Here is a 21,723-nt window from a genome sequence, read left to right on the forward strand (position 1 = left end):
GCCCCTCAGCCCAACAGCTCCCGCACCACCGGCACCAACGCCCGAAACGCCTTCCCCCGATGGCTGATCGCGTTCTTCTCCTCCGGGGTCAGCTCCGCGCAGGTTCGGGTCTCGCCCTCCGGCTGGAGGATCGGGTCGTAGCCGAAACCGCCCGCGCCGGTGGGCTCGTGGCGCAGGACGCCCCGCAGCCGGCCTTCCACGACCCGCTCCGTGCCATCCGGCAGGGCCAACGCCGCCGCGCAGGCGAAGTGGGCGCCGCGGTGTTCGTCGGCGATGTCCGAGAGCTGGGCGAGGAGCAGGTCCAGGTTGGCCTTGTCGTCGCCGTGGCGGCCGGACCAGCGGGCGGAGAAGATGCCGGGGGCGCCGTTCAGGACGTCGACGCAGAGGCCGGAGTCGTCGGCGACCGCGGGCAGGCCCGTCGCCTGGGCCAGGGCGTGGGCCTTCAGCAACGCGTTCTCGGCGAAGGTGACGCCGGTTTCCTTGACGTCGGGGATGTCCGGGTAGGCGTCGGCGCCGACGAGTTCGTGCGGCAGCCCGGCTTCGGCGAGGATCGCGCGAAGTTCGGTGATCTTTCCGGCATTGCGGGTGGCGAGGATCAGGCGACTCATGGCCCCCAGTATCGCCGGGCCCGGGGGCGCGCCCCGTAAGGGGCGCGGGGCTGTGACACATGCGGCTCCGCCGCGTGGACGCGACCAGCCACCACGGATCCGCGCCCACCCACCGACAAAACCCGGCAGACGAGAAGCCCGGCCCAGCCGGTGCAGCGTTAGGGCGTGCAGACCTTCGTCAGTTCGCCCGCCGCGTCCGTGACCGGGCTGATGTCGGGCGTCTCGTCGCCGTTCTTGATCGCCGTGCGGACGTTGCCGACGGCCTGGTTGAGGTCGTCGACGGCCTTGTTGACGTCGGCGTTGTCGGTCTTGTCGCCGATCTTGTCCAGGTTCTTGTCGATGGAGTCGAGGGACTCGTCGAGCTGCGTCGGGTCGTTGGCGGCGTTGTCGACGGCCTGCTGGAGTTCCGTGACGCTGTCGGCGATGGCGTCGGCGGTCCGGACGCAGTCCATCGCCTTGTCGACGGCGGCGCAGCCGGTGGTGAGTCCGGTGGTCAGCGCGACGGCCGCCAGGGTGGCGGCGACGGCTGCGGTGCGGCGTCGGCGGCGGCTCGCGGCCATGGAACGGTCCCTCTCGTCGGGCGGGCCGGGCGGCCCGTGTGGGTGGCCGGGCGCACAGGGATGAGCCGTGCGCCCGTACTCCTTCAGACGCGAGCGTGCTCGGCGCGGTTGCCCGTGCCGAGCACTCGTCTTGGCGCGCCCTTTACTTTTCGAGGACGGTATCAAGCGCGGTGCGCTGGTGGGCGGCGAGTTCCGTGCAGCCGGCGACGGCGAGGTCGAGGAGGGCGTTGAGTTCCTCGCGGGCGAAGGGTTCGGCCTCGGCGGTGCCCTGGACTTCGACGAAGCGGCCGTCGCCGGTGCAGACGACGTTCATGTCGGTGTCGGCCTTGACGTCCTCCTCGTAGCAGAGGTCGAGGAGGGGGACGCCGCCGACGATGCCGACGGAGACGGCGCTGACGGTGCCGGTGAGGGGCTGGCGGCCGGCCTTGATGATCTTCTTGCGCTGGGCCCAGGCGACGGCGTCCGCCAATGCCACGTAGGCGCCGGTGATGGCCGCGGTGCGGGTGCCGCCGTCGGCCTGGAGGACGTCGCAGTCGAGGACGATGGTGTTCTCGCCGAGTGCCTTGTAGTCGATGACGGCACGGAGCGAACGGCCGATGAGGCGGCTGATCTCGTGGGTGCGGCCGCCGATGCGGCCCTTGACGGACTCGCGGTCGCCGCGGGTGTTGGTGGAGCGGGGCAGCATGGAGTACTCGGCGGTGACCCAGCCTTCACCGCTGCCCTTGCGCCAGCGCGGGACGCCTTCGGTGACGGAGGCGGTGCAGAAGACTTTGGTGTCGCCGAAGGAGACGAGGACGGAGCCTTCGGCGTGCTTGCTCCAGCCGCGTTCGATGGTGATCGGGCGGAGTTGTTGGGGGGTGCGGCCGTCGATTCGAGACATGCCGCTGAGCCTATCCGTACGCGCGGAAGGGGCCCCTCCCGCGGTGGGAAGGGGCCCTCACGGCCGAGCTCGGGGGTCTGTCAGGGGGTGAAGCCCGGGACGATCCCCGCGCTTCACATCATGTCTTCGATCTCCGCGGCGATGGGGTCGGCGTCGGTGCCGATGACGACCTGGATCGCGCTGCCCATCTTGACGACGCCATGGGCGCCGGCGGCCTTCAGGGCGGTCTCGTCGACCTTGGCGGGGTCCACGACCTCGGTCCGCAGGCGGGTGATGCAGCCTTCGACCTCTTCGATGTTGTCGATGCCGCCGAGCCCGGCAACGATCTTCTCAGCCTTGGTGGCCATGTTCGTTCTCCCTGATCCGAACCGCTTTGTCGCAGTAATCCACAGTTGACCCAACTTTGCGAGCGGTCATGTCGTGCGTGCCGAAGGATGGCGTCACGTCAGTGTGCGACCGTCCGTTCGACTGGTCTACACCACGAGCCTGTCTCTCGACAAAGGGACCGGAACGAGTGCCGACAGCCCCGCCGGCGCCGAGGCCGCCGTCAGTCCTGCCCGCGCTCGCTGGAACCGGCTGGGTCAGCCTGGTGTGTTCGGGGACGACGGGCTGGACGAACGTCTCGAAAGTGATGGTGGGGGCGGGCGGGGCACGGTCCACCAGCCCGGTCATCATGGCGTTCGTGGCGATCGGGTTCCCGTCGCTGTGTCCGTGGGTATGGCCACCGATCGGTGACGCGCTGGAGGGTTTCAGCAACTGGATGGACGGTCTGGACGCGGGGGGGCGAGCGTCTTCGAGGTGGCGAACCGGGCGTTGCCGGTGGTGGGGCTGCACCAGTTCCTCAAGGACGGGTTCAGCTTCTCGGCGGGGCTGATCGACTACGCCATCAACTGGAACCTGGCGACCAGACCGTGACTGATCGTCCCGATCGGTCTGTGCTTCGCGTTCCTCTACAGCGTCACGGCGTGATCGTCGAGGCGGGCGGAATTGGCGGGTTCCACTCGTTCGGCCTACCGTGCTACAACTGGTCTACACCACTCACTGGTGGAGGTCGCGCGGTGGAGACCGCGTTCCCCTTTTGAGACGCCGCCGTCCCCCGTCGAACTCTTCCCTGGGCGGCGCCGTGCCCCATGGAGGAAGTTCATGTCCACAGCCACAGCCGCGTCCGCGAGCCCGAAGAAGGGGTCTGCGGTGATGGCGGTCCTGCAGCGTATCGGCCGCAGCCTCATGCTGCCCGTCGCCGTGCTGCCTGCCGCCGCGCTCCTGGTCCGCCTCGGCAACACCGACATGCTGGGGCGGGAGTCGTTCCCGGAGTTCATCACCAAGATCGCGAGCTTCATGACCGCGGGCGGCAACGCGATCCTGGACAACATGCCGCTGCTGTTCGCCGTGGGCATCGCGATCGGCTTCGCGAAGAAGTCGGACGGCTCGACCGCTCTCGCCGCCGTCGTCGGTTACCTGGTCTTCAAGAACGTGCTGGCCACGTTCACCGACCCGAGTCTGCCCAAGGTGGCGACGGCTGTCGACGGCAAGGTCGTCATGACGGACGCGCCCGTCGACGCCAAGGTGCTCGGCGGTGTCGTCATGGGTCTCGTGGTGGCTCTGCTCTACCAGCGCTTCTACCGCACCAAGCTGCCCGACTGGGCCGGCTTCTTCGGCGGTCGCCGCCTGGTCCCGATCCTGTCCGCCTTCGCGGGCCTGGTCATCGGCATCGTCTTCGGCTACATATGGCCGGTCCTCGGTACGGCCCTGCACAACTTCGGCGAGTGGCTGGTGGGCTCCGGAGCCGTCGGCGCGGGCATCTTCGGTGTCGCCAACCGCGCGCTGATCCCGATCGGCATGCACCACCTGCTGAACTCCTTCCCCTGGTTCCAGGCCGGCACCTACGAGGGCAAGAGCGGCGACATCGCCCGGTTCCTGGCGGGCGACCCGAGCGCCGGCCAGTTCATGACCGGCTTCTTCCCGATCATGATGTTCGCCCTGCCGGCCGCCTGCCTGGCGATCGTGCACTGCGCCCGGCCCGAGCGCCGCAAGGTCGTCGGCGGCATGATGGTCTCGCTCGCGCTGACCTCGTTCGTCACGGGCGTCACCGAGCCGATCGAGTTCACCTTCATGTTCATCGCCCCGGTGCTGTACGCGATCCACGCGGTGCTCACCGGTGTCTCGATGGCGCTGACCTGGGCCCTGGGGATGAAGGACGGCTTCGGCTTCTCGGCCGGCGCGGTGGACTTCTTCCTGAACCTGGGCATCGCGACCAACCCCTGGGGCCTGGCCCTGGTGGGCCTGTGCTTCGCGGCGGTCTACTACGTGGTCTTCCGCTTCGCGATCACCAAGTTCAACCTGCCGACGCCGGGCCGCGAGTCCGACGAGGAACTCGCCGAGCTCCAGAAGGCGGAGGCGAAGTAGTCCGCACACGGTGAAGGCCCCGGAACCGCTTCGGTTCCGGGGCCTCGTCGTGCTCGTGTGCCGGACAGGCCCTCAGACCTCGTACGTCTGCCGCGGTGCCGCGAGGTCGACCGGACCGTCGTACACCGCGCGGGCGTCGGCCAGGTTGACCTGGGGGTCCGTCCACGGCGGGATGTGCGTGAGGACCAGACGCCGGGCACCTGCCCGGGCCGCCGTCTCGCCCGCCTCGCGGCCGTTGAGATGCAGGTCGGGGATGTTCTCCTTGCCGTGCGTGAACGCCGCCTCGCACAGGAACAGGTCGGCGTCCCGGGCGAGTTCGTCCAGGGCAGGGCTCAGACCGGTGTCGCCGGAGTACGTCAGGACCTTGCCGTCGTGTTCGACGCGGATGCCGTACGCCTCCACGGGGTGGGCCACCCGCTCGGTGTGCACCGTGAACGGGCCGATCTCGAAGGTGGACGGCTTGACCGTGTGGAAGTCGAAGACCTCGCTCATGGAGGAGGCGGAGGGGGTGTCCGCGTAGGCGGTGGTCAGCCGGTGTTCCGTGCCTTCCGGTCCATAGACGGGGAGCGGATCGCAGCGGCCGCCGTCGTGGCGGTAGTAGCGCGCGACGAAGTACGCGCACATGTCGATGCAGTGGTCGACGTGCAGATGGCTGAGGAAGATCGCGTCGAGGTCGTAGAGACCGCAGTGGCGCTGCAACTCGCCCAGGGCACCGTTGCCCATGTCGAGAAGCAGCCGGAAGCCGTCGGCCTCGACGAGGTAGCTCGAGCAGGCCGATTCCGCGGACGGGAACGACCCCGAGCAGCCGACGACGGTGAGCTTCATGAAGCAGAAACCTCCGCTGGCGGGAATGTCTGAGAGGGGCGTCGGGGGTCGTGCGGTGCGTCGAGCGTAAGGCGCAAAACCTCCGGTCGCTCCTCCGCCAAGGGCCGTTGTGGGCGAACTCACCTGTGGTGTCACCGGTTCGGCTGGCAGGGCGCGGCGTGATCCTTGTGAGGGGGGCGCGTGGGAGGGACGGCGCCGGTACCGTCTCAGTATGGACACGTCCTGGTGGCTGGCGCTCGCCGCGGTGGTACTGCTCGCGCTCGTCGCCACGCTCGTCGACGGCTGGGGGCGGCGGTCGTCGGCGCGGCGGGGCCGGACGGCGGTTGGAACCGCCACGGTGGCGGGCCTGCCGCAGCCGGCGGAGATCTGGTGGGCGGACGTTCCCTACGAGGACGAGGTCCGCACGAAGGACCGGCCCTGCCTGGTGCTGGCGGTGCGCGGGGAGCGGGCGACGGTCGCGAAGATCACCACCCGGTTCCGGCACGAGCGCACCGGCGTGATTCCCCTCCCCCCGGGCTCGGTCGGCGACCCCCAGGGCCGCACGAGCTTCCTGGAGACGGACGAACTGCGGGAGGTCCCGGTGTGGGGCTTCCGGCGACGGGTCGGGGTGGTGGACCCGGCGCTGTGGGACCAGGTGCGGTACCTGGCCGGCTGAGAGCCGGAACTCACACGTCCCCGCAGGAACATGCCACCGGACCGGCCACGGGCCGACCGCGACGACCGGCGGATCGGCCGACGCGACGACCGGGCGCTACGGCCCGCCACGGCCCCCCGCCCCCCAGCCGAAGCCCGGCCGAAGACCGGACCGTCGGCCACCACCCTCGCCCCAGCCGTCGAAGCAGCAGGTATGGCACCAGCACGCCAGCCCGTAACCGCGGCCGGCACCCCGGCGGACCACCCGCCTGCCGCCGGGGGGGGACCGCGCCCGGGAACCCGAGCGGCCCGAGGACCGGGCCGGGTCCGGGCTGCCGCCGGGACTGCGGGTCGGAAACGCAGAAGGGCCGGAGTCCTCACTCCGGCCCTTCTCGTGTGATCCGCCGTCGGGTTACGCCCAGAGCTGCCCCTGGAGCGTCTCGATGGCCTCCTCCGTCGTGGCCGCCGTGTAGACGCCCGTCGACAGGTACTTCCAGCCGCCGTCGGCGACGACGAACACGATGTCCGCCGATTCGCCGGCCTTCACGGCCTTGCGGCCCACGCCGAGCGCGGCGTGCAGCGCGGCGCCCGTGGAGACGCCGGCGAAGATGCCCTCCTGCTGGAGCAGCTCGCGGGTGCGGGTGACCGCGTCCGCGGAGCCGACCGAGAAGCGGGTGGTGAGGACCGACGCGTCGTACAGCTCGGGGACGAAGCCCTCGTCGAGGTTGCGCAGGCCGTAGACCAGGTCGTCGTAGCGCGGTTCGGCGGCGACGATCTGGACGTCCGGCTTGTTCTCGCGCAGGTAGCGGCCCACGCCCATGAGCGTGCCCGTGGTGCCGAGGCCCGCCACGAAATGGGTGACGGAGGGCAGGTCCGCGAGGATCTCGGGGCCCGTCGTCGCGTAGTGGGCACCCGCGTTGTCCGGGTTGCCGTACTGGTAGAGCATCACCCAGTCCGGGTGCTCGGCCGAGAGCTCCTTGGCGACGCGCACGGCGGTGTTGGAGCCGCCCGCGGCCGGGGAGGAGATGATCTCGGCGCCCCACATGGCCAGCAGGTCCCGGCGTTCCTGCGAGGTGTTCTCCGGCATCACGCACACGATGCGGTAGCCCTTGAGCTTCGCCGCCATGGCCAGGGAGATGCCGGTGTTGCCGCTGGTCGGCTCCAGGATGGTGCAACCCGGGGTCAGCCGGCCGTCCTTCTCCGCCTGCTCGATCATGTGCAGGGCCGGGCGGTCCTTGACCGACCCGGTCGGGTTGCGGTCCTCCAGCTTCGCCCAGATACGCACGTCGGCGGACGGCGACAGCCGCGGCAGGCGCACCAGCGGGGTGTTGCCGACCGCGGCCAGGGGTGAGTCGTATCGCATAGGTGATCAGACCATGCCGCCGGCCACGGCCGGCAGGATCGTGATGTTGTCGCCGTCCGTCAGCTTGGTGTTGATGCCGTCGAGGAAGCGCACGTCCTCGTCGTTCAGGTAGACGTTGACGAAGCGGCGCAGCTGGTCGCCGTCCACGATGCGGGCCTGGATGCCGGCGTGCCGCGTCTCGAGGTCGGCGAACAGCTCGGCGAGGGTGTCACCGCTGCCCTCCACCGCCTTCTGACCGTCGGTGTACTGGCGGAGGATGGTCGGGATGCGGACCTCGATGGCCATGGCTCAGGGCTCCTGTCGGGAGTAGTCAGTCGGGCGCGCGGCAGCGCAAGAACAGCGGGGTGGTGCGTGTGTGCAGCGCCGCGGCTCACGGCCGTACGGCGGCAGGGTCGGCGTCAACAGATGGCGCTGGCGAGCCTGCACAGGTCGACGTGCAGCCGCGCCACGAGCAGCATGCCCGGCGTCTTGTCGCTCACGTCGTGGAAAACCATGCGCTCATCGTATCGATTCCCGGTCCGGGTTCTGGAATGTGATCCCACATCGCGGACGATTTCAGGCCGGGGAGTGAGACCGCGCTGTTCAGGCCCGCTCAGTACGCCTCGACGATCTCGACCTGCTCCTCCGTGACCTCGCCCTCCACGATCCGGAACGAGCGGAACTGGAACTCTCCGGCCCCGTCTGTGTCGGCCGTGGAGACGAGGACGTAGTGCGCGCCGGGCTCGTTCGCGTACGAGATGTCGGTGCGGGAGGGGTAGGCCTCGGTCGCCGTGTGGGAGTGGTAGATCACCACCGGCTCCTCGTCGCGATCGTCCATCTCGCGGTAGAGCTTGAGCAGGTCGCCGGAGTCGAACTCGTAGAACGTGGGCGACATGGCCGCGTTCAGCATGGGGATGAAGCGCTCGGGGCGGTCCGAGCCCGCGGGGCCCGCCACGACGCCGCACGCCTCGTCGGGGTGGTCCTTGCGCGCGTGGGCGACGATCTGGTCGACGAGGGCCTGGGTGATGGTCAGCATGCTCGTCAGGATAAGCAGAAGGGCCGTTCCGTACCGATGGCTGGTACGGAACGGCCCACATGCCGGACGCCCTGAGCGGCAGCCGCAGGGGGCGCCACGAGTGCTCCCTGCGGCTGGACGTCCTGACTGGTTCGTCAGCCGGCTCAGCCGACCTTCTCGAACTCCGCGTCGCGGCGCTCGGCGATCTGCGGGTTGCGGCTCTTGAGGATCGCCCAGCCGATACCGAGGGCGACGGCCCAGCCGGCCGCGACGTACAGGCAGACCCGCGCGTCCTTGTCGTACGCGATCATGCAGGTCACGCCGACGAGGAAGAGGAGCGCGACCCAGCTGAAGAGCGCCCCGCCGGGAGCGGGGAAGGACGAGGCGCGCAGCCGGCCCGCGTCGACGGCGGCGCGGTAGCGGATGTGGCTGACGAGGATCATCATCCAGGTCCAGATGCCGGCCGCGGTGGCGACGGAGGTGACGTAGAGGAACGCCTTCTCCGGGACGACGTAGTTCAGAACGACGCCGATGCCCATGAGCGCCACGGAGACCGTGATGCCGACGGCGGGCGTCTTGCGGGCGTTGAGCTTGCCGAACGCCTGCGGCGCCTCACTGTTGGAGGCCAGGTCGCGCAGCATCCGGCCGGTGGAGTACATGCCCGAGTTGCAGGACGACAGGGCCGCGGTGAGCACCACGAAGTTGACGATGCCCGCGGCGAGCGGGATGCCGATCTCGCCGAACGCGTGGACGAACGGGCTCTCGCCCTCGGAGAACTCGGTCCACTTGACGACGGAGAGGATCACCAGCAGCGCGCCGACGTAGAAGACGATGATGCGCCAGGGCAGGGTGTTGATGGCCTTGGGCAGGGTCTTCTCGGGGTTCTCGGACTCGCCCGCGGTGACGCCGACGAGCTCGACGGCGAGGTAGGCGAACATGACGCCCTGGAGCGTCATCAGGCTGGAGCCGATGCCGTTCGGGAAGAAGCCGTCGTGCGACCAGAGGTTGGAGACGGTGGCGGTGTCACCGGCGTCGGAGAAGCCGAGGGTGAGCACGCCGAGGCCGATGACGATCATGCCGATGATGGCCGTGACCTTGATCATCGAGAACCAGAACTCGACCTCGCCGAAGATCTTGACGGAGATCAGGTTGACGCCGAAGAGCACTACCAGGAAGACCAGGGCACTGACCCACTGCGGGATCTCGGGGAACCAGAAGTGGATGTAGATCGCGGCGGCCGTGAGTTCGGCCATGCCGGTGACCACCCACATGAGCCAGTACGTCCAGCCCGTGACGAATCCGAAGAACGGGCCGAGGAATTCGCGGGCGTACTCGGCGAAGGAGCCGGAGACGGGCCGGTAGAGGAGCAGTTCGCCCAGCGCCCGCATGATGAAGAAGATGACGACGCCCGCGAGGGCGTACATGAGGATGATGCTGGGCCCGGCCTTGGCGATGTTCGCTCCGGCACCCATGAACAGACCGACGCCGATGGCGCCGCCGATCGCGATCATCTGGACCTGGCGACTGCCGAGCCCGCGCTCGTACCCCTCCTCGGGGACGTTTTCCGTGTCGACCTGCGCAGAGGTCATGTGTGGTGCGCCTTTCTCCATGCCGACCCGGGCCTTCGTCGGCCTCGGATCGGGTCTCGATCCCCCCGGATTGCTGGAGTGGTGCCTGGCCGGCGGTTACCGGCTCGGTGGCGCACCCGGCCGAACATTCGGGTGGTGTCGGCCGGGCGATCGTGAAGATTTATCACGACGGCAGCAGTGATCACACGGACGGCTTGTGACACACCACACAGGGAAAACCGGACAAAGTGCAGCCGAAGTCGGCATAGAAGGCGAGAGCGGTGACGGGATCGTTATCCGGATTTGAGCGTCCTCTGAGCGAACACCGATCGGTCACCCCGCGGTCACAGAACCTGCACGGATCAGGGCATAAGGGTCTCGACCAGCGTCTCCTGAAGGCCGCCCAGCCACAGATAGGCCATCACCATCGGCTTGCGCGGCTCCTCGTCCGGGAGGCGGTAGAGGAGGTCGGTGTCCTCCTCGTCGGTGATGTCCAGCCGCGAGCCGATCGCGAGCCGCAGATCGTTCAGGGCGCCCAGCCACCGCTGCGACTCCTCCACCGACAGCTTCAGCACCGCGCCGCCCTCGCCGGCCGAGGCCGAGGAGAGCGCGTCAAGGGAGCGGATCACCGCGAGGGCGTTGTCCCGCTTGCCGGCCCGCAGGTCGTTCTCGGTGTAGCGGCGGAACTCGGCGGAGTACGCCCGCTGCTCCTCGGCGTCCCGGGGCGAGGCGGGCTGCTCGGGGTCGCTGTAGGCATCCGGGAAGAGGCGCTTGAGCACCGGGTCGGCGGGCGGCTCGCTCGGGCCCTCGGCGAACAGCTCGGCGAGCGGGTCGTCGGGGGCGTCCTCGGCGGGGCCGGGGCCGATGAGCTCCAGGAGCTGGACGGCCAGCGACCGGATGATGGAGATCTCGACGTCGTCGAGGGCGACGGCCGCGCCGCCGCCGGGAAGCGGTTCGAAGGTTCCGGGCATGAACGCCTTTTCACTGCTGGGCGGGGAGCTGGCTACTTGCGGTCCTGCTGGAGGGTGGCCCACAGGCCGTAGCCGTGCATGGCCTGCACGTCGCGTTCCATCTCCTCGCGGCTGCCGCTGGAGACGACCGCCCGGCCCTTGTGGTGGACGTCGAGCATGAGCTTGGTGGCCTTGTCCTTGGAGTAGCCGAAGTACGTCTGGAAGACGTACGTCACATAGCTCATGAGGTTGACCGGGTCGTTGTGGACGATGGTGACCCAGGGGAGGTCCGGCTCGGGGACGGCGAAGACCTCCTCCGCCGACTCGGTCCGTTCGATCTCCAGGGGCGCGGGTGACGTCACACTGCCCATGCTGCCACCCGAGGGGGGTAGTCGCACAAACGGGCCTGGAAGTCGGGGGCCTTGACGTAAATCGTCAGACTGACGAAATGGGGGTACGATCCCGCTCATGAACACAGCGGACCTTGGGCTGCCGGTGGATGTTCCCTCGACGGCGCTCTTCACGGACCAGTACGAGCTGACGATGCTGCGGGCCGCCCTGGAGGCGGGCACGGCCGAGCGGCGGAGCGTGTTCGAGGTCTTCACCCGGCGCCTGCCGAACGGGCGCCGCTACGGCGTCGTGGCGGGCACCGGGCGGGTGCTGGACGCGGTGGAGAACTTCCGCTTCGACGCGGGCGTCCTCGACTTCCTGCGCGAGCGCGAGATCGTCGGCGGGGAGACCCTCGAGTGGCTCGCCGGCTACCGCTTCAGCGGGGACATCTGGGGCTACCCCGAGGGCGAGGTGTACTTCCCGGGCTCGCCGATCATGCGGGTCGAGGGCACCTTCGCCGAGTGCGTGCTGCTGGAGACCGTGATCCTGTCGATCCTCAACCACGACTCGGCGATCGCCGCGGCCGCCTCGCGCATGTCGTCGGCCGCCGGGGACCGGCCGCTGATCGAGATGGGCGCCCGGCGCACGCACGAGCTGGCGGCGGTGGCGGCGTCCCGGGCCGCGTACGTGGGCGGCTTCGCGACCACCTCGGACCTGGCCGCCGGGTTCCGCTACGGCATCCCCACCGTCGGCACCTCCGCCCACGCCTTCACCCTGCTGCACGACAGCGAGCGGGACGCCTTCCAGGCCCAGGTGAACACGCTGGGGCGGGGCACGACGCTGCTGGTGGACACCTACGACGTCGCCGAGGCGGTCCGTACAGCCGTGGAGGTCGCCGGGACCGGGCTCGGGGCCGTGCGGATCGACTCCGGCGACCTGCTGCTGGTGGCGCACCGGGTCCGGCAGCAGCTGGACGAGCTGGGCGCGACCGACACGAAGATCATCGTGACCTCGGACCTGGACGAGTACGCGATCGCCTCGCTGGCGGCGGCGCCCGTGGACGCGTACGGCGTCGGTACCCAGCTGGTGACCGGGTCCGGGCACCCGACGTCCTCCATGGTCTACAAGCTGGTCGCGCGGGCCGAGTCCACCGGGCCGGACGCGCCGCTGGTGCCGGTGGCGAAGAAGTCGAGCGGGGGCAAGACGTCCGTGGGCGGGCGCAAGTGGGCCGCGCGGCGGCTGGACTCCTACGGGGTCGCCGAGGCCGAGGTGGTCGGCACCGGGCCGGTGCCGGCGGATCTCGCGGACCGGCAGCTGCTCGTGGAGCTGGTCAAGGGCGGCGAGGTCGTCGCCCGTGAGCCGCTGGACGCGGCCCGGGACCGGCACGCGGCGGCGCGAGCGGGACTCCCGATGTCGGCCACACAGCTCTCGCGCGGGGAGCCCGTCATTCCGACGGAGTACGCGCACGGAGCCTCGGGTAGCTAGGGGGTGTGCCGCGATGCGCCGACCCGTGCCCCCTCCCGTCTCCTCCTCCATGTCAATAGGCTCGGAAGTTCAGCGGCCGGGCTTGCCGACCTCATAGCCGAAGGACACCGACCATGCGCCGCGCCTTGATCGTCGTAGACGTGCAGAACGACTTCTGCGAGGGGGGCAGCCTCGCGGTGTCCGGCGGTGCCGACGTGGCCGCCGCCGTCACCGAGCTGATCGGGCAGGCGGCCGGGTCCGGCTACCAGCACGTCGTGGCCACCCGCGACCACCACATCGCCCCCGGCGGCCACTTCTCCACCAACCCCGACTACGTCCGCTCCTGGCCCGCGCACTGCGTCGCCGGCACGGAGGGCGTCGGCTTCCACCCGAACTTCGCCCCCGCCGTCGCGTCCGGCTCCGTCGACGCCGTCTTCGACAAGGGCGCGTACGCGGCGGCGTACAGCGGCTTCGAGGGGACGGACGAGAACGGCACAAAACTGGCCGACTGGCTCCGCTCCCGCGAGGTCACCGAGGTCGACGTGGTCGGCATCGCCACGGACCACTGCGTACGCGCCACGGCCCTGGACGCCGCGGAGGAGGGCTTCCGCACCCACGTCCTCCTCGACCTCACGGCGGGCGTGGCCCAGGAGACCACCGAGCGGGCCCTGGAGGAGCTGCGCGAGGCGGGCGTGGAGCTCTCGGGCAAGCCGGTCGTCCAGTGATGCGGTAGGCCCCGAGGGTCAGGTCTGGGCCGTCGGACGGCGCAGGAGGGCTCTGATCGGGCGCCACAGTTCCAGGGCGAGGTCCGGGCCGCCCACGACACCGTTGTCAGGGGCCGTGCGCCATATCAGGCCGTCGGGGTGGTGCAGGACCGCTGTGATCTCGTCGGGGGACGGTGGCGCGGCGTTGCCGCGCAGGTAGACCGCGCGCATCCCCAGGTTGCGGAGCCTGGTCAGGGCTCGGGCGCGGTTCGCCGCGTGGACGAGCACGCGGACGGAGCCGGGGCCGTCGACGGCGGGGCTGGGCAGGTTCAGTGCCACCACCACGGTGCCGTTCGGCAGCTTGCAGAAGCCTCCTGCGGCCATGCGGTCATACCCCCGTGTCGGTCGGTGTGTCGGTCGGTGTCAATAAGAGAACCACAGGACGCACCTAAACACGGATCGGCGGTGACCCGCCAGGGGGTCACCGCCGATCATGCTCTGACCTGGGAAGACGCGATTTACTTCGCTGCGGGGCCTACTTCGAGCTCGATCGTCGAGCCGTCCTTGGCCTCCTTGATGATCTTGATCTTGGTGTTGGTGTCAGTGATCTTGACGCCGCCGGTCTCGTTCGTCTCGTCGTAGTAGTCGTTGGTGCGGTCGTTGAAGACCGGCACACCCTTCGACGACGGGATCCGGGTCGCCACGTCCGCCATGTGCAGCGTCAGGCCGTCCGTGCGGTACTTGCTGAACGGCGCGTCGTAGCTCTGGATGCGGTTGCGCATCAGCGTGCCGTCGGACCACTTCAGCGCGGTCGGGTGCGAGTCGATCGGCAGGAGCAGGCCGGTGCCGGGGTGCTTGCTGGTGTTGTTGTCCGCCTGGGAGGTGTCCCACTTCCAGATCAGCAGTCCGTTCTGGTACGCGTAGTGCTCCACCCAGTCCGGACGGCTGCCGGAGAAGCCGAAGTTGTACGGGCCGACCTTGAGGGTCTTGTCGTACGACACGTACTGGCGGTTCTCCGCGATGTAGTACTGCGCGTAGTCCTCGGTGAAGGACGCGCCCATGCGGGAGAAGCCGTTGGCCTTCCAGGCCGCGTCCGCGGACTCGGCGTCGTCGGAGAAGACGGCGGCACCGTCGGCGGTCACGGCGATGCGGTCGGCCGCGAAGCCCTTCATCGCCAGGCCGCCGTCGGTCTGGTAGCGGAAGCGCAGGTCGATCTTCTTGCCCGCGTAGGCGTCCAGCGGGAACGCCAGCTTCTTGTAGGCGTCGGCCGTGCCGGTCAGGGCCGGCTTGTCGCTGCCGTCCCGCGGGAGCGGCCGGCCGTCCACCGTGCCGTCGAGCGCGGTCCAGTTGGCGCCGCCGTCGGTCGACACCTCGGTGTAGAGGTAGTCGTAGTTGGCCTCGATCTCGTACCAGCCGTCGAGGGTCAGGGACGCCGACGCCTTGCCGGTCAGGTCCACGGAACGAGTCAGCGTGTTCTTCAGGTCGTTGCCGCTGCCGCTCCACCACTGGGTGGCGCCCTGAGCCGGGGTGACGAGTTCCGTGGTGACGGCCTTCTTGGGCAGCTCGACCACGAGGGCCTGCTTGTGCTTCGTGTTGTACTCGGCGAGACCCAGCTTGTGCCACGAGTTCGTCGCGGCCTTCGCGCTGTCGTACTTGAGCCAGCCCAGCTGGAGCTTGTCCCAGGCGGTCATGTCGCCGGGCAGGTCACCGATCTCGTTCTTGCCGGTGCCCAGCCAGGAGCCGGAGGACATCAGGGTCCAGAAGCCGGTGGAGTTGTCGCCGCCGCCGGTGGTGTCGTAGTGGTCCGGCAGGCCGAGGTCGTGGCCGTACTCGTGGGCGTAGACGCCGAGTCCGCCGTTCTCAGGCTGGACGGTGTAGTCGCCGACCCAGATGCCGGTGTCACCGATCTTGGCACCGCCGAGCTTGTTGTCCGCGGGGCCGGTGGCGCCGGCGTCGGTGCCGAAGGCGTACCAGCGGTGGGCCCAGATCGCGTCCTCGCCCTGCGCGCCGCCGCCCGCGGACTCGTCCTCACCGGCGTGCACGACCTGGAAGTGGTCGATGTAGCCGTCGGACTCGTTGAAGTCGCCGTCGCCGTCGAAGTCGTAGCGGTCCCACTGGTCGTACTGCTTGACGTCCGCCTTGATCTCGGCGTCGGTCTTCCCAGCTGCCTTCTGCTGGGAGACCCACGCGTTCAGACCGTCGCTGACGACGTTCCACACGCTCGGGCAGTTGGTGTCACCGCACGCGTTGTTGCCGTAACGGGCCTCGTTGTAGGGGACCTTGACCCAGTCGGAGACCTCGCCCTCGACCGAGTAGCGGCCGGAGGACTGCTTCTCGTAGTACTTCTTCACCGACTCGGTCTTCTTGCCGGTGCCGAAGTAGAGGTCCTGGAAGTACTCCTGGTCGTAGTCCGCCCGCCAGGCCGTGGAGTTGTCCTTCTTGCGGTCCGGCTTGGCTATCTGGTTGTGCAGCGGGCCGGGCGTGCCGCCGAACTCGCTGACCTTGTCGCCGAACTCGACCAGGATGGTGAAGATCTTGTCGGTCTTCTCGCGGCCGAGCTCGACGTACTTGCTGTCGCCCTTCTTGCTCTTGAGCTGGACGACCTTCGAGCCGTCGCGGTTCTTGACCGTGTTCTTGCCGGATATGACCTGCTTCAGGGCCTCCTGGCGCTGGGCCTCCTGGGTCTTGCTCAGCGGGCCTTCGAGGTCGTGCTCGCCGTGGTGGCGATCCGCCGGGTCGTGCCGGTCCACGGTGGTGGACCTGGGAGCGGAGGTGTCGTCGGCCTGGGCCACACCGAATGCGGAGCCGGTGGCCGTGGCCGCCGCGAGCGCCACGCCTATCGCGGCCGCTCTGAACGTCCAGGGTCTACTGGTCACTTGAGTTCCTCCCCCGCGTTCGTGCGCGCGGAGGAAGGGGTCTGGTGTGAAGGGGCCCGCGCGCGCGTGATCAACGCGTGTAGTCAAGTGACGACATTTGACTAGAGGTTTAGAAGAAAAGACAGACCTTGACTTGAACAGGTCAAGTGCACTATGCGGAGTCGGCGTTCGTTTTACGGACAACCAGGCTGGTGCCCGGGCAGCGGTGTCCGCCGCCCGGCAGGCACGTGCCACCGTCCGGTGGGCGCGCGCATATGTCCACTACCTGGACGCCATGACTCCGTGCGCCCCCTGTGCTCCGGCCCTGTTGGTTAGGTCACGCTTACCGTTCGTTCCACTCGGGCACCCTGCCGATGAGAATGTCACTTGGCGGAACGCCCGGAAGCTGGCGGAATGCCAGGCCGACACCCCCGTGGACCCCCACTTTCGAGGACATGATGGCCATGCCCCGTCCGACTGCCGCACAGCTCGCCTACGGTTCCTGCACCGTGATCTTCTCGACCCTCGCCCTGCTGCTGCTGTCACAGACGAGTTCGGGCGTGGGGATCGCGGTCATCGCCGTCGCGGCGCTCGCCCTCGGGCTGCTGGTCGCCATGACGGTGCCGCTGCCCGGGAAGCGCCCGGCAGCGGTGGAACAGCCCGCGCCCCAGGAACCCGTACGGGCCTCGGTGCCCGCGCCGGCCCCGGAGCCGGTGCGCGAGCGGGCGGTCTCCTGACCGCCGGTTGATCCGTCTGTACCTCGCGTTGCCTCTGTCGGTGCGGTGCCTCAGTCGGTGCTGACCACGACCGTTTTGGCCGCCTTGTCGTGCAGGCCCTGCTTGTAGGGCCGGTCGAGGAAGCTCCAGCCGCCCGAGATCACGGTCCAGAGGCAGGCGCAGCAGAAGGCGAACGGGATCCACAGCACCGCCGCGCGCATCAGCGCGGTCTGCCCGGAGGGCGTGGCGCCGTTGTCGAGGTTGGCCACCCGCATGTGCAGCAGCTTCTTGCCGAGGGTCTGGCCGGTGCGCGCGGTCAGGAGGGTGTCGTAGGCGATGTAGAGGACGGCGGCGACCGCCGACTGCCCGAAGGACTTGCCGACCTCGATGCGGTCGCTGTCCACGTCGTACTCGTTGACGCCGAAGCCCCAGGTGAGCAGCCAGACGACGGCGCCCACCAGGATCATGTCGATGATGCGGGCGAGCGTGCGCTTGCCGCTGTCGGCGAGCGGGGGCATGCCCGCCAGGGGGTCGGTGGGGTAGGAGCCGCCGCCGTAGGGGCCACCACTGGGAGGGCCGTCGTAGGGCGAGCCCGCGCCCTCGCCGGGCTGCTCGCCCGGGGGCCGCTTCCTGAACGGATCGTCTTCCGGGGGCTGCTGACCGGAGCCGGGGGGCGGTTCACTGCTCATGGCCCGAGTCGACCGCGTACTGCCCGGCTCCGCATCCGGCGGGCGGCCGTCCGAAGTACGGACTCCCTGGTGCCGCAGCGGTACGCCGCCGTCCCGTGACGGACATACGGGTGCCGCTCAGCCCGCCACGAACGTGTGCGCGGCCTTGTCGTGCCAGCACTGGCGCCACGGCTTGTCGAAGAGGCACCAGGCGATGCCGACGATCCCGACGACGAGGAGTCCGGGCACGCTGTAGACCAGCCAGCGGCGCAGGGCCGCGCCGAACTCCGGGGCGTCGTGGCCCTCGATGTCCCGTACGTCGAGCCCCATCAGCTTCTTGCCGAGGGTGCGGCCCCACTTGGCGGTGGGCAGCACCTCGGAGACGACGCCGACGAGCAGCAGGACGGCCAGGACGATGCCGAGGTACGCCGACGTGGTGCCGTCGAGCAGCCAGACCGTGACGGTCTCGCCGGAGAGCTTGGCCTCCTCGATCTTCTCGTTGACGTGGTCGATCGCCTTGATGCCGAGCGGTACGGCGACCCCGGCCGTGATGCCGGCGAGGACGAGGGTGTCCAGCAGCCGGGCGGCCAGCCGCTTGCCGAGCGCCGCGGGGCGGGCCGACGCCTGGCGCCGCGCGGCCGCCTGGAACACGTCCTCGGTCGGCGGCTTCCAGGGCGCGACGGGCTGATCGTCACCGCCGCCCTCTCCGGCGAGCCGGTGCACCTGCTGCGCCCAGGAGGACTGACCGCCACCGGGGCCGGCGCTGAGGGGTGCGGCGGCGGAGGCGGGGCCGGGCTGGGGCCCGCCGGACTGCGGGGGGACGGTGGGCGCCGACTGGGGCCCGGACAGCGCAGCCGGGGCGACTGCGGAGGCCTGGACGCCGGGGTCGGCCTGTGCGGCGGCCCGGGCGGCGGCGGCCTTCCCGGCACCGAAGCCGGGGCGGTTCGAGGCGTCCGCGGAGCCGGCCACACCGCCCTGCGCGCCGAAGGCGGGTCCCACCGGGTTCCCGCCCGGGCCGGCCTGGGCCCCGAAACCGGACGCCGCCGGGCCGGCCGAGCCCGCCGCCCCGAAGCCCGAGGCACCGGAGGCCGCCGCCCCTCCCTGAGGGCCGAACCCAGACCCGGGCGGGTTGCCACCGGAACCGCCCGACCCGGGCTGCGCACCGAACCCGGACGCCGCCGGGCCACTGCCCGAACCGCCCGAGCCCGCAGAACCGAACCCGGGAGTCCCCGAGTTGCCGCCGGAGCCCCCGGCGGGCTTCGAGCCGCCTCCGGACGCGGCCGTGCCCGGACGCGGCGACACCGCGCGGAACGTCATCGTGCCCTCGTCGGGGGCATCGGCGGAGGCCCCTCCCCCGGACTTCCCCGTCGGGCGGCGGAAGACGAACGTGCTGCCGGCGGCCGCGGCGTTCGCCTCCTGGTCGGTGGGGGAAGGGGGTCCCCCCTGGTCGAGCGAAGCCGAGAACTCGGGGGAGTTCGCCGTGCCGTCGGTGCCGGCGGACTCGCCGGACGGCTGCCGGTCGGCGTGCGGCACCCGCGGATCGGCGCCCTGCGCGCCCTGCGGTGCGCCCCACGAGACGCGGCGGTCCTGGTCGCCGCCGAAGCCGGCCTGCCGGGAGCGGTCGGCGCCCCAGGCGGACGCGGGTTCGGGACGGCTGCCGTGCTGGGCGTCGGCAGGGGACGGCTCGTCGGCCGGGTCCTCGTCGAAGAAGTGCGGACCGGTCTCTTCGACCGAGGCCGAGGCGGAGCCGGAGGCGCCGGGCTGCTCCGTCCCCGCGCCGGGAGGCGGTGCGAGCGTCTCGCCGTCCTTGGGCGCGGGACGGCTGGTGCCCGGTACCCAGGACGCACCGTTCCAGTACCGGACGTATCCAGGAATGGACGGATCCGGGTAATAACCTTCGCGGGGCCTGTCGTCACCGGGGGCCGGGGTTGGGGCGCTCATCTCCGTCGTCCCGTATCTGCTCGAGGGCCAAATGGGGGCCTCCACATCTATCAGACGCGCGCAACCCCCACCGCCGCTCCCACCGGACCCACCCCTTTCGAGCACTGATGTGCTACGGATCGCGCGGCCCGACGCCTCCCCCTGCGAAAAAAATTCCGGCAACGCGCGTAATGCCGCCGCCCCCGCGCGCTCTCTCCTCCCGACCGGCCCTCGCGGGCACCCGTGCGGAGAAGGGAACACCGCCATGCACACCGTGGTGGAACGCGAACTGGAGCTGAAACTCGTCCTGTCGCCGGAGCACCGGATCCCGGTTCCGGCCCGGCTCGGGTATGTCACCGACGATCCGTACGCCGTGCACGTCACCTTCCACATCGACTCCGCGCACCCCGTGCACTGGACGTTCGCCCGGGACCTGCTGGTGGAGGGCGTGTTCCGGCCGTGCGGGCGGGGGGACGTGCGGGTGTGGCCGACGAAGGCCGAGGGGCGCAGCGTCGTACTGATGGCGCTGAGTTCACCCGACGGGGACGCCCTGCTGGAGGCCCCGGCGGCGCAGGTGTCGGCCTGGCTGGAGCGCACGCTGCGGGTGGTCCCGCCGGGGACGGAGGGCGAGCAGCCCGGCCTCGACGACGAGCTGACCGAGCTGCTCGCCCGGTGAGGCCTGTGAGGCCGGTGAGGACACGGCCGTCAGAACAGCTTGCCCGGGTTCAGGATGCCCAGCGGGTCGAAGGCCTGCTTGACGGCCCGCTGCATCTCCATCCCCACGGGGCCGATCTCGCGCGCCAGCCACTCCTTCTTCAGTACGCCGACGCCGTGCTCGCCGGTGATGGTGCCGCCGAGTTCCAGGCCGAGGGCCATGATCTCGTCGAAGGACTCGCGGGCGCGCCGGGACTCGTCGGGGTCCGCCGGGTCGAAGCACACCGTCGGATGCGTGTTGCCGTCCCCCGCATGGGCGACGACCCCGATGGTGAGCCGGTACTTCTCGGCGATCCGGTCGACCCCTTCGAGCATCTCGGCGAGCCGGGAGCGGGGCACGCACACGTCGTCGATCATCGTCACGCCCTTGACGGCCTCCAGCGCGATGAGCGACAACCGCCGTGCCTGGAGGAGCAGTTCGGACTCCGCCGCGTCGTCGGCCGGTACGACCTGGGTGGCGCCGGCGGCCTCGCACAGCGCGCCGACGGCGGCGAGGTCGGCGGCCGGGGCGGTGGTGTCGAAGGCGGCGAGCAGCAGGGCCTCGGTGCTCTCCGGAAGGCCCATCTGTGCCAGGTCGTTGACGGCCTTGACCGTCGTACGGTCCATGAGTTCGAGGAGTGACGGGACGTGGCCGCCCTCCATGATGCGGCACACGGCGTCGCAGGCGGCGGCCGCGGAGGCGAACTCGGCAACCAGCACGAGCTGCTCGGGCGGCTTGGGGCGCAGGCCGAGCACGGCCCGTACGACGATGCCGAGCGAGCCCTCGGAGCCGACGAACAGACGGGTCAGGTCGTAGCCGGCGACGCCCTTGGCGGTGCGGCGGCCGGTGGACAGGAGCCGCCCGTCGGCCAGCACCACGTCCAGTCCGAGGACGTACTCGGCGGTGACCCCGTACTTCACGCAGCACAGGCCGCCCGAGGCCGTGCCGATGTTGCCGCCGATGGTGCACATCTCCCAGCTGGAGGGGTCCGGCGGGTAGTACAGGCCGTGTTCGCCGACGGCCCGGGAGAGGGCGGCGTTGATCACGCCGGGCTCGACGACGGCGATGCGGTCGACCGGGTTGATCTCCAGGATCCGGTCCATCCTGGTCAGGGAGAGCACGACGCAGCCGTCGGAGGCGTTGGCGGCGCCGGACAGGCCGGTGCGGGCGCCCTGCGGGACGACCGGGACGCGCAGGGCGGTGGCGGTGCGCATCACGTGCTGGACCTGCTCGACCGTGCGGGGCAGGACGACCACGGCCGGGGCGCCGGCCGGGCAGAAGCTCGCCATGTCGTGGGCGTACGAGGCCGTGACGTCGGGGTCGGTGAGGACGGCCTCGGCGGGCAGGCCGTTGAGCAGCAGGTCGACGAGGTCGCCGGTCGCTGCGGTGTCTGCGTCGTCGGAGCGGGGCGCTTCGATACGGCTCATGATCACAGGTTCGCACCCGCGGCCATCGGTGTGAACCCCGTCGGCGGCACCCTTCACCTGCCCGGGTGTGGTCGTCGTACTGACGCACCGTGAGCGCCACGGAGAACCGTGGGAAAGCCGCCGGACGAGGTGCCGGAGACGGACGGGGAGTGAGGTCG

The 21,723-nt window shown here is 70.3% G+C and carries 23 protein-coding genes and 1 pseudogene; 7 read left to right on the top strand and 17 right to left on the bottom strand.

Annotated elements, in window-relative coordinates; translation table 11 throughout:
* Positions 1 to 5 precede the first annotated feature (5 nt).
* From rdgB to ACZ6TU_RS35290, 4 genes are all read right to left on the bottom strand, one after another.
* Positions 6 to 608 (bottom strand): RdgB/HAM1 family non-canonical purine NTP pyrophosphatase, encoded by a 603-nt coding sequence (gene rdgB, locus ACZ6TU_RS35275; RefSeq protein WP_467667950.1) that lies wholly within the window; start codon positions 606 to 608, stop codon positions 6 to 8.
* Between the two features lie 158 nt (positions 609 to 766).
* Positions 767 to 1,168, bottom strand: coding sequence for a hypothetical protein (locus ACZ6TU_RS35280; RefSeq protein ID WP_467667948.1), 402 nt, complete (start codon positions 1,166 to 1,168; stop codon positions 767 to 769).
* 142 nt (positions 1,169 to 1,310) lie between these two features.
* Positions 1,311 to 2,048, bottom strand: a complete 738-nt coding sequence (gene rph, locus ACZ6TU_RS35285; RefSeq protein WP_467667946.1) for a ribonuclease PH — start codon at positions 2,046 to 2,048, stop codon at positions 1,311 to 1,313.
* A gap of 113 nt (positions 2,049 to 2,161) precedes the next feature.
* On the bottom strand, positions 2,162 to 2,395 hold the full coding sequence (locus ACZ6TU_RS35290; protein WP_010039992.1) for a PTS sugar transporter subunit IIB: 234 nt from the start codon (positions 2,393 to 2,395) through the stop codon (positions 2,162 to 2,164).
* A gap of 287 nt (positions 2,396 to 2,682) precedes the next feature.
* Between ACZ6TU_RS35290 and ACZ6TU_RS35295 the strand changes: the two are divergent.
* Both ACZ6TU_RS35295 and ACZ6TU_RS35300 read left to right on the top strand, forming a co-directional pair.
* A pseudogene (locus tag ACZ6TU_RS35295) lies at positions 2,683 to 2,960 on the top strand (hypothetical protein); the annotation flags it as partial.
* Positions 2,961 to 3,191: 231 nt separating this feature from the next.
* Positions 3,192 to 4,454, top strand: coding sequence for a PTS transporter subunit EIIC (locus ACZ6TU_RS35300; RefSeq protein ID WP_469552943.1), 1,263 nt, complete (start codon positions 3,192 to 3,194; stop codon positions 4,452 to 4,454).
* A 72-nt stretch (positions 4,455 to 4,526) separates the two neighbouring features.
* Here the strand turns inward: ACZ6TU_RS35300 and ACZ6TU_RS35305 are convergent, their stop codons facing one another.
* Positions 4,527 to 5,279 (bottom strand): MBL fold metallo-hydrolase, encoded by a 753-nt coding sequence (locus ACZ6TU_RS35305; RefSeq protein WP_467667942.1) that lies wholly within the window; start codon positions 5,277 to 5,279, stop codon positions 4,527 to 4,529.
* Between the two features lie 211 nt (positions 5,280 to 5,490).
* Here ACZ6TU_RS35305 and ACZ6TU_RS35310 point away from each other — a divergent pair, with 211 nt between their 5' ends.
* Positions 5,491 to 5,934, top strand: a complete 444-nt coding sequence (locus ACZ6TU_RS35310) for a type II toxin-antitoxin system PemK/MazF family toxin (RefSeq protein ID WP_467667940.1) — start codon at positions 5,491 to 5,493, stop codon at positions 5,932 to 5,934.
* 390 nt (positions 5,935 to 6,324) lie between these two features.
* Here ACZ6TU_RS35310 and ACZ6TU_RS35315 read toward each other — a convergent pair whose 3' ends face one another.
* The 7 genes from ACZ6TU_RS35315 to clpS form a co-directional block, all read right to left on the bottom strand.
* On the bottom strand, positions 6,325 to 7,275 hold the full coding sequence (locus ACZ6TU_RS35315) for a PLP-dependent cysteine synthase family protein (protein WP_467667938.1): 951 nt from the start codon (positions 7,273 to 7,275) through the stop codon (positions 6,325 to 6,327).
* Between the two features lie 6 nt (positions 7,276 to 7,281).
* Entirely contained in the window at positions 7,282 to 7,560 is a 279-nt protein-coding gene (locus tag ACZ6TU_RS35320) for a MoaD/ThiS family protein (protein ID WP_306966691.1), read from the bottom strand.
* A gap of 113 nt (positions 7,561 to 7,673) precedes the next feature.
* Positions 7,674 to 7,769 (bottom strand): putative leader peptide, encoded by a 96-nt coding sequence (locus ACZ6TU_RS35325; protein ID WP_020270288.1) that lies wholly within the window; start codon positions 7,767 to 7,769, stop codon positions 7,674 to 7,676.
* 98 nt (positions 7,770 to 7,867) lie between these two features.
* Positions 7,868 to 8,290 (bottom strand): M67 family metallopeptidase, encoded by a 423-nt coding sequence (locus ACZ6TU_RS35330; RefSeq protein WP_279545644.1) that lies wholly within the window; start codon positions 8,288 to 8,290, stop codon positions 7,868 to 7,870.
* 143 nt (positions 8,291 to 8,433) lie between these two features.
* The gene (locus tag ACZ6TU_RS35335) at positions 8,434 to 9,858 is read right to left on the bottom strand and encodes an amino acid permease (protein WP_467667935.1); all 1,425 of its coding nucleotides are present in this window, start codon (positions 9,856 to 9,858) and stop codon (positions 8,434 to 8,436) included.
* 341 nt (positions 9,859 to 10,199) lie between these two features.
* Positions 10,200 to 10,808, bottom strand: a complete 609-nt coding sequence (locus ACZ6TU_RS35340; RefSeq protein WP_469552946.1) for a DUF2017 domain-containing protein — start codon at positions 10,806 to 10,808, stop codon at positions 10,200 to 10,202.
* Positions 10,809 to 10,840: 32 nt separating this feature from the next.
* Positions 10,841 to 11,158, bottom strand: a complete 318-nt coding sequence (clpS, locus tag ACZ6TU_RS35345; RefSeq protein ID WP_020270284.1) for an ATP-dependent Clp protease adapter ClpS — start codon at positions 11,156 to 11,158, stop codon at positions 10,841 to 10,843.
* A gap of 97 nt (positions 11,159 to 11,255) precedes the next feature.
* Here clpS and ACZ6TU_RS35350 point away from each other — a divergent pair, with 97 nt between their 5' ends.
* Together ACZ6TU_RS35350 and ACZ6TU_RS35355 are read left to right on the top strand one after the other, a co-directional pair.
* Positions 11,256 to 12,602 (top strand): nicotinate phosphoribosyltransferase, encoded by a 1,347-nt coding sequence (locus tag ACZ6TU_RS35350; RefSeq protein ID WP_467667931.1) that lies wholly within the window; start codon positions 11,256 to 11,258, stop codon positions 12,600 to 12,602.
* A gap of 113 nt (positions 12,603 to 12,715) precedes the next feature.
* Positions 12,716 to 13,306 carry a nicotinamidase gene (locus tag ACZ6TU_RS35355; protein WP_467667929.1) on the top strand — a complete coding sequence of 197 codons (591 nt, stop codon included), beginning with the start codon at positions 12,716 to 12,718 and terminating at the stop codon, positions 13,304 to 13,306.
* A gap of 18 nt (positions 13,307 to 13,324) precedes the next feature.
* Here the strand turns inward: ACZ6TU_RS35355 and ACZ6TU_RS35360 are convergent, their stop codons facing one another.
* Positions 13,325 to 13,669 carry a hypothetical protein gene (locus ACZ6TU_RS35360; RefSeq protein WP_467667927.1) on the bottom strand — a complete coding sequence of 115 codons (345 nt, stop codon included), beginning with the start codon at positions 13,667 to 13,669 and terminating at the stop codon, positions 13,325 to 13,327.
* 134 nt (positions 13,670 to 13,803) lie between these two features.
* A complete protein-coding gene (locus ACZ6TU_RS35365; RefSeq protein ID WP_469552949.1) occupies positions 13,804 to 16,161 on the bottom strand; it encodes an immune inhibitor A domain-containing protein in 2,358 nt (785 codons plus the stop codon).
* Between the two features lie 437 nt (positions 16,162 to 16,598).
* Between ACZ6TU_RS35365 and ACZ6TU_RS35370 the strand changes: the two genes are divergently transcribed.
* Positions 16,599 to 16,877 carry a hypothetical protein gene (locus ACZ6TU_RS35370; RefSeq protein WP_469553002.1) on the top strand — a complete coding sequence of 93 codons (279 nt, stop codon included), beginning with the start codon at positions 16,599 to 16,601 and terminating at the stop codon, positions 16,875 to 16,877.
* A gap of 50 nt (positions 16,878 to 16,927) precedes the next feature.
* Here ACZ6TU_RS35370 and ACZ6TU_RS35375 read toward each other — a convergent pair whose 3' ends face one another.
* Positions 16,928 to 17,545: an RDD family protein gene (locus tag ACZ6TU_RS35375; protein WP_467667923.1), complete on the bottom strand. Its 618-nt coding sequence runs from the start codon at positions 17,543 to 17,545 to the stop codon at positions 16,928 to 16,930.
* Positions 17,546 to 17,662: 117 nt separating this feature from the next.
* Entirely contained in the window at positions 17,663 to 19,465 is a 1,803-nt protein-coding gene (locus tag ACZ6TU_RS35380) for an RDD family protein (RefSeq protein ID WP_469552951.1), read from the bottom strand.
* A gap of 244 nt (positions 19,466 to 19,709) precedes the next feature.
* On the opposite strand from ACZ6TU_RS35380, the gene ACZ6TU_RS35385 reads away from it, so the two are divergent.
* Positions 19,710 to 20,120 carry an SsgA family sporulation/cell division regulator gene (locus ACZ6TU_RS35385; protein ID WP_467667919.1) on the top strand — a complete coding sequence of 137 codons (411 nt, stop codon included), beginning with the start codon at positions 19,710 to 19,712 and terminating at the stop codon, positions 20,118 to 20,120.
* 29 nt (positions 20,121 to 20,149) lie between these two features.
* Here the strand turns inward: ACZ6TU_RS35385 and ACZ6TU_RS35390 are convergent, their stop codons facing one another.
* A complete protein-coding gene (locus tag ACZ6TU_RS35390) occupies positions 20,150 to 21,571 on the bottom strand; it encodes an FAD-binding oxidoreductase (RefSeq protein WP_469552953.1) in 1,422 nt (473 codons plus the stop codon).
* Positions 21,572 to 21,723: the final 152 nt, after the last annotated feature.

It is taken from the genome of Streptomyces sp. NPDC052064 (genome assembly GCF_055585925.1).